Source organism: Chondromyces crocatus (assembly GCF_001189295.1).
Lineage (GTDB): Bacteria > Myxococcota_A > Polyangia > Polyangiales > Polyangiaceae > Chondromyces > Chondromyces crocatus.
In genome coordinates this window covers 11,209,937-11,222,539 of sequence record NZ_CP012159.1, presented here as the reverse complement: position 1 = coordinate 11,222,539, position 12,603 = coordinate 11,209,937, and the positions used below count along the sequence as shown (strand labels likewise).

The following is a 12,603-nucleotide window of genomic DNA, read 5'->3' as shown; positions in this document are numbered from 1 at the left end:
CGCTGCTGCGTCCGACCCGGCCGGCCCGTGCGGCCGCGCCCTCACTCGCTCGCCTTCAACCCGAACCGCCCCATGAGCCGCTGCAAGTGCCGCCGGTCGACGCCCGCGTCTCGCGCTGCCTTCGACACGTTGCCCCCGCTCTGCGCAAGGATGGCTTCCACGTAGGCGCGCTCGAAGCGCTCCACCCACACGTCCTTCGCCTCGTGGTAGGGCAGCCGCAGCAGCTCCTCTTCCAGCCCGCTGCGTCCCGTCGCGACGCCGCCGCTGCTCCCGCCTGCCTCCCTCGGCCGCACCTCCACCTCGCGCCGCTCGCCCACCATCGGGTCGCCTGGCGCTGCCATCGCGCCCAGCACGGCCCAGCGCTCGACGATGTTCCGCAGCTCGCGCACGTTCCCCGGGAAGTCGTACCGCGTCAGCATCGCGATGGCCGTCTCGTCGAGCGGCGCGATCGGCGGCTGACCCACCGCGGCCCGCCGGCGCGACACCTCGTCCTGGATGTGATCCACGAGCAGCCGGATGTCCTCCAGCCGCGTCCTGAGCGGCGGCACCCGCACCACCACCACCGCCAGCCGGTAGTACAGATCCTGCCGGAACTTCCCGGCTTGCACCTCGCGCGCGAGCGAGCGGTTCGTCGCGGCCACGATGCGCACGTCCACCGTCCGCGTCCGGTCCGACCCCACCGCCTTCACCTCGCGCCGCTCCAGCGCCCGCAGGATCTTCGCCTGCATGTCAAGCGGCAGCTCCCCCACCTCGTCGAGAAACAGCGTCCCCCGGTCCGCCGCCAGGAACGCCCCGGGTCGCTCGCGCACCGCGCCGGTGAACGCCCCCTTCTCGTGCCCGAACAGCTCGCTCTCCAGCAGCTCCCGCGGGATCGCCCCGCAGTTCACCGGCACCAGCGCGCCTGCGCGACCGCTCGCCTCGTGCAGCCCCTCGGCGGCCAGCTCCTTCCCCGTCCCCGTCTCCCCCTCGATGAGCACCGTCAGGTCGCTCGCGGCCACCCGCTCCAGCAGCGCGAACATCTCGCGCATCGCCGCGCTCGCGCCCATCATTCGACCGAAGCGCGCCCGTGGCGACAGCTCCTGATCCACCGTCTCCGAGAGCGGCTCCAGCCGCAGCACCGTGTTGCCGAGCCGCACCAGCGTGTCGTCGCCGATCGCCACCCGCTCGACGCGCAGGTCCCCCACGAACGTCCCGTTCGTCGATCCGAGGTCCGCCAGCGAGAACCCGTGTGGACCGAGCCGCACCGCCAGGTGCTCTCGTGACACCGCCGGATCGCGCAGCGGCACGTCCGCGTCAGGGCTCGTCCCGAAGCGCACCTCGTCCTGCGCGAACACGAACGCGAGACCCTGATCCCGCGCGTCGGGTGCGTCGACCACCACCACCCGGAGCTTGCGGATCCGACGGATGGAGGCGCCCGTCTGGGCGTCGATGACCTCGGTGACCGGGCCGCGTCGGCTCCCTGCAGGCGGTGCCGGGATCAAGGCGACCCCTCGCCTTCCAGATCTTCGCGGCGGTTCGACTGGAGGATCACGATGTGCTCGTTGGGACGCACCTGGAAGGTGTACTCGCGGCGGACCCCGCGGGGTAGCACGATCGCCAGCGTGTGCGATCCCGGCGACAGCGGGGCCGCATCGCCGATCGGCATGCTGAACGGTTTGCCGTCGAGTTCGATCTGCGCGCGCCGCGGCAGTGGCCCACCGATGGACAGCTTGCCCGGCCCCTGTCGGCTCATCGAACGCCCCAGCAGCACGCCCACGATCAGCACCAGCGTGAACGCCAGGGTGAGCGCCACCCAGGGCAGCCGTGGCGCCGCGGGAGCCGGAGAAGCCGCCGTCGCGCCCGCGCGTGCGCCCCCGTCAACATCGAGGGGAACGCGCCCCGCGCGCGCTGGATCGGACGGTGCGGGTCCGCGTGGTGGTGCTGGCACGGCGTCCTCGTCGAAGCCGTGCGCTGCGTCGCTCCTGTGCGTCCCGTTCGCTCGCGCGAGGGGGTGCGCGTCCACCGGTTGCTCGGCGGAAAAGGGCTCGCGTGCGCTCCGCTCGGAGGTGACCCCCTCGGCGAAGGAAGCTCCTGCGCGGGCGGCGTCGGCGTATTCGGCTGGGGTGAGCGCGGACTGCGCCTGCGTCACCCGCGCGTCTGCAGATCCTGCGAGCGCCGCCCCAGCGAGCGCACCCCCGATCAGCGGATCGCTCGTTGGCCGACCTTCCCCGGAAGCATCGAGGTCCGCATCGACCAGCGTCCGCTCGACCCGCCCTGCGACCACCATCGGCGCCGTCGGCGTGAGGTCCGGCGACACCGGCTCGCTCGCGCGGGCCACCAGGTCGGCAAGCACGCCTCGGTCGACCGGGAGCTGCTCCAGCCGCTCGCACAGCACCGTCAGCGACGGCCTCTGCTCCGGACGCCGCGCCAGCGCAGGCGACAGCCCGGGCAGTGCTTGCTCCAGTGTCGCCACCTCCCGCGGCGTGTCCGCGCGCGCAGCTGCCTCCACCAGATCCCGCTCCGGGAAGAGCCGCCGCCCGAGCACGCACTCCGCCAGCACCACCCCCAGCCCGAACGCATCCTCCGCCGTGCTCGCCGCGCCCGGCAGCGCCGCCTCGGGCGCCACATACCCCGGCTTGCCGGCCACCTCCGCCCGCCGCTCCCCGATGTGCCGCGCGATCCCCAGGTCGAGCAGCCGCGCCTCCCCCGCGTCGTCCACGATCACGTTCGAGGGGGTCACGTCCCCGTGCACCCACCCCGCCGCGTGCAGCGCCGAGAGCGCCCGCGCGAGATCCCGCCCCACCGCTGCCGCTGCCACCGAGGGCAGCCGCCCCACGCGCGCGAGCAGCTCGTCGAGCGGCACCCCGCGCACGTGCTCCTGCGCGATGTACGGCAGCCCCGCCATCGCGCCCGCTGCTTCGAGCGCGGGCAGCCCGGGGACCCGGACCGCCTCCAGCACCTCTGCCTCCCGCGAGATCGCCTGCGCCGCCCGCCCCGACGCCCGCTCTCCCAGCACCGGTCGTTTGACCACGAACGTCCGCCCGCTGCGGTCACCGAGCCGCACCGCGAGCAGCACCTCGGCCATCGGGCTGCGCGCGAGCCGCTGGACGAGCAGGAAATCGCCAAAGAGCTCCGGGGCGAAGGATGGGGAAGCCACGTGGCCGGATTGTGGCACGAGGTGGCGACTCTGAGGGCGACCCTCGTCTCCGCGGGCTGGATCAGGCCCGCGCGCTGTCCTCCCACCGGGGAGCCTGGCGACATCCTCGGCGACATGTCACCGCGAAGGAGACACGGTGGTGGCTGAGCTCCAGAAGCGGCCGACACCGCGGGGGATCGCGTCACCGACGAGGCGTCCTGGTGCGCGCTCCTCGGCGCGGGTCTGCTCTGGCTGTGGCCTCGCGGTCGACGGGCAGCTCCGCGTGGTCCAGCTTGACGACACGAGGCGTGCAATGGACGAGTCGGAACGATCTCGATGACCGATCGAACAACGTAGAGTCCAGCTCCCGTATGTCCGTCCCTCACCACGCCATCCGCGAGACCCAGGACCGGTCGTGGACGCTCCGCCTCCTCGAACGCCTGCGGTTGCCCGACCTCGACGGGGACGAGCGCGGAGCCATCTCCGAGACCCTCGCGCAACTCCAGGACCCCCGCGCCACCGCGCCGCTCACCGCGATCGTCGAGAGCCGCGAGCTCCCCGCAGCACTCCGGGAGGACGCCGGTCGGCTCCTGCGGGACACCGGCAATCCTCCTCCGAGCGCGAAGCTCCACGCGTGGTGGACGGAGGGAGACATCATCCTCCAGCGTCATGCGCTGCTCTCCATGGATCACGCCGACGCCGACGTGGTGGAGCGGGTGGCCCGTGATCCGGCGCACCCGCTCCACAGGGAGGCAATCCTGGTGATGGAGTGGGGGTTCGAGGAGCCGCGCTTTCAGGCCCTGAAGATCGCGGCCCTCGGCCACCCCGATCCCCTTGTCCGCGCGTCGGCCGCCAGCGTGCTGCACTGGGACGAACCCGTGTCGGCCGAGGAGGCGCTGCTCCGCGCCATCACCGATCCCGTCGTTGATGTCGCCGTCGAAGCGCTGAGGACGCTCTACTACTACCCGAGCCGGCGGTGCCTGCGCGCCGTCGCCCCCCTCCGCGATCACCAGGACGATCGAATCCGTGACGACGCCGGGCAGTGCGTGATGGAGATAGCGCGCGCCTTCCGCCTTGCGCTCCAGGACGCGAGCCCGGACGAGCGGACCTTCCTCACGTCGTGGATGGAGCCGGTCCGGGAACTCGTCGATCTCCCGGACGAGGATCCTGAGACGCCGGAGCCGTTCATGGCGATCGAGCCCACGAGTGTGCCTGTGCCGTATACCGCCGACGAGATCATCGCCCTTTACGCTGATCCCGACGGTCCCTGGGCGGAGAAGCTCGATCGCCTCCGCAAGCGCGGCGCGGCAGTCCCCTGCGCGGCGGATCGATCGCGCCTCGTCTCCTTCTTTCTCGGCCATGCCGACCCCGCGATCCGAGAACACGCAGCAGCGATCTTCTCCCGCTGGAACGATGTCCCCGCGCTGCTCGAACTCTGCCGCGATCCGGCGTTTTTGGTCAGGAAGTGCGCCATGTACGAGGTCGGTCAAACCTCGCCGAACCCCGACCTCTCCGCCTTTATCTGGGAGCACCTCTTGGCTGCGGGGACGACCAGCACCCACGCCTCCGAGACGTTGGGCGCGTACATCGTCCACGCGCCTCGGGCGGAGTCGGTCTCGAGGCTTTCGCATCTCGTCCGCGCCGATCCGCGCGAATCGGTCCGGCGTCATGCTGTCCAGGGACTCGCAGAGTTCGGCGCCGCGGCCGAGATCGAGGGACTTCTTCCGCTTCTCGAGGACCCCCCGCGGGTCACCTGGTCCGTCCATATGGCGCTTCTCGATGCCTGTAAAAAGCTCTCACTCCGCCCGGTGGGGCTGCGAGATCTCCAGTGCGTTGACCACGTTGCTGTCCAGGCGGCGATCGCGCCCTTCCTGGTTCGCTGATCGCTGCTGCCCCCATCGTTCGTCATGGCGACGTGGCGCTCCACGAGCACGAAGGCACCTTCTCCTTCGTCCGACGGCTGGACCGCGACGCCCTCCCGGCCGTCCCGCCTGTCCTCCGAGGGCCGTCTCCCAGGGAGAGAGGCCACGTGATTGTAAGGTGAATCGCGCCGACATCGATGGGGCCTCCCCTCGTCGACCCTCCGAATCCCCCCGTCCATCGTCGACGCAGGGATTCCGACCGCTCGGAATCCCTGCGTGCACGATGACGCCCCCCATTCTCCCCGGGTGAAAGCCCTCCGAGCAGCCATCGACCGCCGCACTCCCGGCGTCGAGAGCGTGTCCTCCTCCCGTCCGACGGTCTCCCGCCGCGCGGAATCCCCCTGGCAGCGGCCCCCGATGGAGGTCGACACCGCCGGAATCCCCCTGGCACGGGTGGCGACAAGGCTTCGAACGCGCGGAATCCCCCCGTCACCAGGCCGATGTCACAGGGACTCTCGCCCTCCGAATGCCACCGTCATCCGTCGACGCCCCCGCTCGCGCGCGAATCCCCCCGGCAACGATGCCCCGCCGGGCTCCGCGCGGTGAGAATGGTGCCGTCATCGGGTGCCCGTGCGAGCCTCCCCGTCCGGAATGGGTCCGTTCGTCGAACGCGCTCGCCCTCAACGCGCGTGAGCGCTTGCCTCCACGACCGGCACCCGAAGCAAAAGGAAGCCTGGACGATGAAGACGATCCTCGTGTGCGGGTACGGGCCTGGAATCTCTCACGCGGTCGCGACGAAGTTCGCCTCGGAGGGGTTCTCGGTCGCCCTCGTCGCCCGGAACGCCGACAAGCTCGCCGCTGCGACCGCGACGCTGGCGAGCGAAGGCATCGCCGCGAAGGCGTTCCCGGCCGACCTGTCCGACTGGGATGCGGTGAAGGCGGTGGTCGCTTCCGCGCGCTCCCAGCTCGGCCCGATCGCGGTCCTCCACTGGAACGCGGCCAGCCTGTCGGGCGCCGACCTGCTCCAGGCGAAGGCCGCGGACCTGCGCCTGGCCTTCGATGTCGGCGTGACCGGCCTCGTGGCTGCCGTGCAGGAGGCGCTGCCCGACCTCAAAGCGCAGTCTGGCGCCGTCCTCGTGACCGGCGGCGGACTGTCGAACTACAGCGCCTCGATGGACGCCATGGCCGTCCGGTTCGGGTTCTCGGGCCCCGCGCTCGGCAAGGCGGCGCAGCGGAAGCTCTCCGGCCTGCTCGCAGAGCGGCTTCGCCCCGAGGGGGTGTACCTCGGCGAGGTCGTCGTCAACGCGATGGTCAAGGGCACGGCCGCCGACAACGGCACCGCGACGCTGGAGCCGAGCGCCATCGCCGCGACGTTCTGGGACCTCTACACCGCGAGGATGCCGCACTCCGTCGCGCTCGGTTGAGCACGCCTCGAGTGCGATAGGCTTCCTTGAGCCCTCCCGAACCGTCCGTATGGATCGTCGTCTGAGCGAGACGAACACACGCTCCCCGCCATCGAGCCTCCTCGCGGATCAGCAGGTACCAAAGGACCAGCAGAAGGGTCCAATCCCAGACTGGCAGCACATGCGCGTGGCGTTACAGCAGTTGTCATTGCAGTAACACCACCATGCCGACTGCGTCCCCGCCGTGGCCTTTAGGCGTTCGTCACCTGCTACGAAGGGAGCAATCTTTCCGCGTAGGATGTCCTCATTCAGCTGAAGCAACGACTGCTCGAATTGCTGTCGCTCCTCAGCAGGCGCCTCTGCGAGCCATGCTGGATCCAGCGTGAGTGTGCCTGCTCGTTCGACGATGAAAAAAGTCTCCGCTGGCGATGCCTCCTCGATCAACGTTGGGGTTGCGTCCGGCGGTGGTTCCTCCTCCGTATTTCCGATGCATGTCGCGCACGCGAGGGTGAAGGCGAGGCCAGCTCCGATGTGTCGGAGAGCATGCCTGAGCCAGCAGGGGCTGATAGGAATCTGCTTCGATGTTGTGAGCATCGTTCTCTCTTCTTCATGACAGCGAAGCTGAAGCTACGGATCAGCCGAGGCATTCGTTTGGATGCAACGGTGTCCGAGTGACCCTCGCAGGAGCGCGGGGCCGTTGGATCGTGCATACATGGCAGAGAGGAACTCGAGCGATACGCAATAATGCGTACTCGGCATCCTTTGAGGCTCCCAAGTCCGGCGGAGAGTTCGCGTCTCGTGCGGTGGGTCGAGAGGTCGAGACGCTCTATCACGAGGTCGCTTCGGGCGCGTGGGGCCGGAAGCGCGGGACGTGGCGCACCGTCCGGATGGGCGCGTTGTTCACGGGCACGGCCACGGCGCCGGGGCCCGCTGCGACGAGCACCGCTTGCCGTCGCTTGCGGACCACCGCCACGATGACGGCGATTCCGGTGGCGAGAGCGGCGCCGAGGGCGAAGGGGATCAGCAACTCCCAGGGGCTGGTCTTGCGGCTCACCCCTTCGGCCAGGCCCATCGCGACGGCGCGGCTGGCGCGCTGGATGCCGACGGCGAGGCAAGGACCCTCGGGCGGGCACGTGGACAGATCGAGGGCGAGCTGCTCGGTGGCGCCTGCCACGGCCGCAGACGCGGTGCGGCGCGCAAGCATGGCGGCGCCGTCTCCCACCTCGTTCGCGTCGAGGCCCATGCCCTCCGCCGCCTGACGTCGTAGCTCCTCGGCGACGGCCCGCACGATGGCCTGTCCCGCCGCGCTGGAGGCATCGGCAACGAGCGCGGCGACCTCCTCGCGTTGCCCGTACGCGCCCTGCACGACGCCGCTGGTCACCTCGGTGGCGGTGGCGCGAGAGACGCGGCGGAGAGGTGCCATCTCGCCATCGAGCGCGGTGAGGGTGCCCGACACGGCGTCACGGGCGACGGGCTGGATGAGCCCCTTGCCGCCGCCGTTCGCGGACGCTCCGTCTCCCTTTCCCGCGCCGGAAGGCCCACCGCTTCCCGCGCCGGAAGGCCCACCGCGAGCGCCCGGACCCTGCCCGGTGAGCTGCTGCTTCTCGCCGCTCGTGCCCGCGCCGCCCGCCGCACCCTTTCGATCCCCGGTCTGGTCGTCGGTCACGGCGCCGCCCGCCATGGCTTCGAGTGCGCCCTCGGTCGCACTCTTGGCCGTCTGACGGATGCAGCCCGTGGGCAGCAGCGCAGCGCCGACGAGCAGGATGCCTGCAGCGCGCCGGAGAGCGCCGAGGCGGTGGTGGGGTCGAGGTTGGTGATGCACGGAATCCAGCCGCTTTCACACATCGTGCCGCGCGGAAGGGCGCTGGATCCTCACGGGTTCGAGGCGCGTGCGGGCGTCGATGTGGCAGCACGGCGAAAGGAGCGAGCGCGAGGGATACGTCCCGTCTGGCGTTTGCCACTCCGAGCGCTCCTCGTTTGCTCGCCAATCATCGCTTGCGCGCAAAATCATCGCTTGCGTGCAAAACGTGGAGATTGGCTGCACGGCCGCGTGTTGGGTCCAGAACGGCGCGGGTGAGGGGAGCATCGATCTTCGTGCGTGGCGGAGAGGCCGTGGGCAGAGAGTCCCCACGGGTGAGCGCCTGCGCGACACCTCGACAGCTCGACGGGACGTCGGATCCGTCGGATCGCGAACGCGACCGATGCGGGAGGAGCGATGAGTGCTGCCCGGAAACTTGGTGCCACGTCAGGGCAGCTCCCCGCCGTGGTGGCGATGCACCCGATCACCTTGCGGGTGAACGGCACCTTGACGCAGGTCGAGGTGGCGCCATGGACGACCCTGCTCGATCTCCTGCGCGAGTCGCTCGGGCTGACCGGGGCCAAGAAGGGGTGCGACCACGGCCAGTGCGGGGCCTGCACGGTGCTGGTCGACGGCAAGCGCATCAACGCCTGTCTGTCGCTGGCGGTGATGAAGGACGGCGCGGAGATCACGACGATCGAGGGGCTGTCGGCGGGCGAGGCACTTCATCCGCTGCAGGAGGCGTTCATCGAGCACGACGCCTTCCAGTGCGGTTATTGCACGCCGGGGCAGATCTGTTCCGCGGCGGGGCTCATCAGAGAGCGGCGCGCGAAATCGGCGGACGACGTGCGCGAGCTGATGAGCGGCAACCTCTGTCGATGCGGGGCGTACACGAACATCGTCGCGGCCATCCAGCAGGTGATGGCCGCCGAGCGTGATCCGGGCAGCGCGTGCGGCGAGGCGGGCGAGCACGGTGAGCGTGGTGAGCGTGGTGAGGGGGAGGGGAAGGCATGAATCGCTTCACCTATGCGAGGCCGGAGCGCGTGGTGGACGCGGTGAACGACGTCGCCACGAGCAGGGCGGCGAAGTTCATCGCGGGAGGGACGAACCTGGTCGATCTGATGAAGGAGGACGTCGCGCGGCCCGTCCACCTGGTCGACATCAACCGGCTCCCGCTGGGCCGGATCGAGGAGCTGGAGGACGGGGGGCTGAGCCTCGGCGCGCTCGTCACGAATGCCGACGTCGCCCACGATCCGCTGGTCGAGACGCGCTATCCGCTCCTGTCGAAGGCCATCCTGTCGGGGGCGTCGGCGCAGCTCCGGAACATGGCGACGACGGGCGGGAATCTGCTGCAGCGGACGCGCTGCCACTACTTCTACGACACGGCGACGCCGTGCAACAAACGGGAGCCGGGGACGGGCTGCTCGGCGATCGAGGGGCAGAACCGGATGCACGGCATCCTGGGGACGAGCGCGCACTGCATCGCGACGCACCCGTCGGACATGTGCGTGGCGCTCGCCGCGCTCGAAGCGGTGGTGATGGTGACGGGCCGGGGTGGGGATCGGGTGATTCCCTTCGCGGAGCTGCACCGGCTGCCGGGGGACACGCCGCACCTCGACACCACCCTCGCGCCCGACGAGATCATCACCGCGGTGGAGCTGCCTCCGTGGCGGTTCGGGCGGCACTGGGCGTACCTGAAGGTGCGGGACCGGGCATCGTATGCGTTCGCGCTGGTGTCGGTCGCGGTCGCGCTGGAGATGAAGGGCGACACGATCGTGGACGCGCGGATCACGCTGGGAGGCGTGGCGCACAAGCCGTGGCGGGACAGGACGGTCGAGGCGATGCTGCGCGGCACGACGCCGAGCACGGCGAGCTTCCGGGCGGCGGCCGAGGAGATGCTGCGGGACGCGCGTGGCTACCGCTGCAACGCGTTCAAGATCGAGCTGACGAAGCGGGCCATGGTGCGGGCGCTGGAGATGGCCGTGGCCGGGCTGGAGCAGGTCGGGGTCGGCGAGGACGAGGGCGGGGCTTTTCAGGAGCCGTTCCCGTCCGGGGAGGAGGCGTCATGAAGGCCGTGAACGCGCCGCGGAAGGCGCCGCTGGAGGGCCACACCTCGGAGGGAGGGCCACGGGGTGGAGAGGGGACGGGAGGCGAGGCGCGAGAGGGGGCGTCTCTCCTGGGAGCAGGCGTCCGCCGGGTCGATGGGCGGGCGAAGGTGACGGGGGCGGCGCAGTACGCCGCGGAGTTCGATGCCGAGGGGCTGGTCCATGGGCACGTGGTGTCGAGCGCGATCGCGCGAGGCAGGATCGAGCACATCGACACGCGCGACGCGCTCTCGGTCGAGGGGGTGCTGCACGTCCTGACCCACGAGAACCGCCCGCGCCTCGCCTGGTTCGACAACAGCTACCGGGACGACGATGCGCCAGGGGGCTCGCCGTTCCGGCCGCTCTACGACGACCGGATCGTCTACAGCGGGCAACCGATCGCGCTGGTGGTGGCGAGCACGCCGGAGATCGCGCGGTACGCTGCGTCGCTCTTGCGGGTGACGTACCAGCGGGAAGTACACGAGGTCGACCTGCGTGCGGCGCTGCCGGAGGCGTTCACGCCAAAGGCGGAGCGGGAAGGGTACGAGCCGCCGCCCAGGCCTCGAGGGCACGCCGATGAGGCGCTCGCCGCGGCGGAGGTGTCGGTGGACGCCGCGTACTCGTCGCCGTTCGAGCACCACAACCCGATGGAGCCGCACGCCTCGACGGTGGTCTACGCGCCGGACGGGTCGCTGACCATCTACGACAAGACGCAAGGGGTGCTGAACTGCCAGGCGTACGTGACCAAGGTCTTCGGCATGGCGAAGGAGCAGGTGCGGGTGCTGTCGCCCTTCGTCGGTGGCGCCTTCGGCTCGGGGCTGCGGCCGCAGTACCAGCTCTTTCTGGCGGTGATGGCAGCGCGCGCGCTGAAGCGCTCGGTACGGGTGGTGCTGACGCGGCAGCAGATGTTCACCTTCGGCCACCGGCCGCAGACGCTGCAGCGGGTCTCGCTGGGGGCATCGAAGGACGGTCGGCTCCAGGCAGTGATCCACGAGGCGATCGGCGAGACGTCGCGGTTCGAGCGGTATGCCGAGGCCGTCGTGAACTGGTCGGGCATGCTGTACCAGTGCGACAACGTGCGGTTCGACTACAAGCTCGTGCCGCTCGACGTGTACACGCCACTCGACATGCGGGCACCTGGGGCGGTGCTGGGGGTGTTCGCGCTGGAGTGCGCGATGGACGAGCTGGCGCACGCCCTCGGCATGGATCCACTCGCGCTGCGCCTGAAGAACTACGCGGAGCGGGACCAGAACAAGGACAAGCCGTTTTCGAGCAAGGAGCTGCGGGCCTGCTACACGCAAGGCGCCGAGCGGTTCGGGTGGTCGCGGCGGGCTCCGAAGCCGCGCTCGATGCGCGACGGCAAGCGCCTCGTGGGGTGGGGCATGGCCACCGGGCTCTGGGAGGCCATGCAGATGAAGGCGAGCGCGAAGGCGGTGCTGAGCATCGACGGCAAGCTCACCGTGAGCAGCGCGACGTCCGACATCGGGACGGGGACGTACACGGCGATGACGCAGATCGCAGCGGCGACGCTGGGGCTCGCTGTCGACGAGGTGACGTTCAAGCTGGGGGACTCGTCGCTGCCGCCAGCGCCCCTGCAAGGGGGCTCGTGGACGGTCTCGTCCGTGGGGACGGCGGTGCGCGTCGTGTGCGAGCAGGTGCGGGCACGGCTCCTGGAGCTCGCGCGGAAGGTCGAGGGCGCGCCGCTCGGCAAGGCGAAGCTGGAGGACGTGACGTTCGCGGGCGGGAGGATCCACCTGCGCCGTGATCCGTCATGCTCCGTTTCGTTCGTGGAGGCGATGCGGGCAGGGGAGGTGCTCAGCATCGAGGAAGAGGGAGTGGGGGTGCCTCGGTCTCAGGAGCAGAACAAGTTCACGCGCGCGACGCACTCGGCGGTGTTCGTGGAGGTGAAGGTGGACGAGGACCTGGGCACCGTGGAGGTGAGCCGGGTGGTGAGCGCCATCGCTGGCGGGCGGATCGTGAACGCGAAGACGGGGCGCAGCCAGATCCTCGGCGCGGTGGTGTGGGGCATCGGGATGGCGCTCGAGGAAGAGACGCTCATGGACCCGAAGCTCGGTCGGTTCATGAACCACAGCTTCGCCGAGTACCACGTGCCGGTGAACGCGGACGTGCGGGAAATCGACGTGATCTTCGTGGAGGAGGAGGACACGATCGTGAACCCGCTCGGGGTGAAGGGGCTCGGCGAGATCGGGATCGTGGGTGTCGCCGCCGCGATCGCGAACGCGGTGTTCCATGCGACGGGGAAGCGCATCCGGGATCTGCCCATCACGCTGGACAAGCTCCTGTGAGGAGGTCTGGACGAGCGGCGATGGCGAGGTGGGGG

8 protein-coding genes are annotated in these 12,603 nt (G+C 70.3%); 5 read left to right on the top strand and 3 right to left on the bottom strand.

Annotation, left to right across the window (positions count from 1 at the left end; translation table 11 throughout):
• Positions 1-41 precede the first annotated feature (41 nt).
• Together CMC5_RS40910 and CMC5_RS40905 are read right to left on the bottom strand one after the other, a co-directional pair.
• Entirely contained in the window at positions 42-1,481 is a 1,440-nt protein-coding gene (locus CMC5_RS40910) for an FHA and sigma-54 interaction domain-containing protein (protein WP_050435499.1), read from the bottom strand.
• Positions 1,478-3,136: a serine/threonine protein kinase gene (locus tag CMC5_RS40905; protein WP_156339259.1), complete on the bottom strand. Its 1,659-nt coding sequence runs from the start codon at positions 3,134-3,136 to the stop codon at positions 1,478-1,480. The genes CMC5_RS40910 and CMC5_RS40905 overlap by 4 nt, the downstream gene beginning before the upstream one ends.
• A gap of 350 nt (positions 3,137-3,486) precedes the next feature.
• Between CMC5_RS40905 and CMC5_RS40900 the strand changes: the two genes are divergently transcribed.
• The gene (locus CMC5_RS40900) at positions 3,487-4,998 is read left to right on the top strand and encodes a hypothetical protein (protein WP_050435497.1); all 1,512 of its coding nucleotides are present in this window, start codon (positions 3,487-3,489) and stop codon (positions 4,996-4,998) included.
• Positions 4,999-5,717: 719 nt separating this feature from the next.
• On the top strand, positions 5,718-6,401 hold the full coding sequence (locus CMC5_RS40895) for an SDR family NAD(P)-dependent oxidoreductase (protein ID WP_050435496.1): 684 nt from the start codon (positions 5,718-5,720) through the stop codon (positions 6,399-6,401).
• Positions 6,402-7,209: 808 nt separating this feature from the next.
• On the opposite strand, the gene CMC5_RS40890 is transcribed toward CMC5_RS40895, so the two are convergent.
• Complete coding sequence (locus tag CMC5_RS40890; protein ID WP_050435495.1) at positions 7,210-8,202, bottom strand: hypothetical protein; 993 nt, start codon at positions 8,200-8,202, stop codon at positions 7,210-7,212.
• A 393-nt stretch (positions 8,203-8,595) separates the two neighbouring features.
• Between CMC5_RS40890 and CMC5_RS40885 the strand changes: the two genes are divergently transcribed.
• The 3 genes from CMC5_RS40885 to CMC5_RS40875 are packed head-to-tail and all read left to right on the top strand — an operon-like array spanning position 8,596 to position 12,568.
• Entirely contained in the window at positions 8,596-9,192 is a 597-nt protein-coding gene (locus CMC5_RS40885) for a (2Fe-2S)-binding protein (protein WP_082363324.1), read from the top strand.
• Positions 9,189-10,247, top strand: a complete 1,059-nt coding sequence (locus CMC5_RS40880) for an FAD binding domain-containing protein (protein WP_063796445.1) — start codon at positions 9,189-9,191, stop codon at positions 10,245-10,247. Before CMC5_RS40885 ends, CMC5_RS40880 begins: the two co-directional genes overlap by 4 nt.
• Entirely contained in the window at positions 10,244-12,568 is a 2,325-nt protein-coding gene (locus CMC5_RS40875; protein ID WP_082363322.1) for a xanthine dehydrogenase family protein molybdopterin-binding subunit, read from the top strand. The genes CMC5_RS40880 and CMC5_RS40875 overlap by 4 nt, the downstream gene beginning before the upstream one ends.
• Positions 12,569-12,603 lie beyond the last annotated feature (35 nt).

What these genes read in the sequence shown, in the direction of transcription:
- CMC5_RS40900 (WP_050435497.1), top strand. Translation starts at nt 3,487, where the DNA reads ATGTCCGTCCCTCACCACGCCATCCGCGAGACCCAGGACCGGTCGTGG.
- CMC5_RS40895 (WP_050435496.1), top strand. Translation starts at nt 5,718, where the DNA reads ATGAAGACGATCCTCGTGTGCGGGTACGGGCCTGGAATCTCTCACGCG.
- CMC5_RS40885 (WP_082363324.1), top strand. Translation starts at nt 8,596, where the DNA reads ATGAGTGCTGCCCGGAAACTTGGTGCCACGTCAGGGCAGCTCCCCGCC.
- CMC5_RS40880 (WP_063796445.1), top strand. Translation starts at nt 9,189, where the DNA reads ATGAATCGCTTCACCTATGCGAGGCCGGAGCGCGTGGTGGACGCGGTG.
- CMC5_RS40875 (WP_082363322.1), top strand. Translation starts at nt 10,244, where the DNA reads ATGAAGGCCGTGAACGCGCCGCGGAAGGCGCCGCTGGAGGGCCACACC.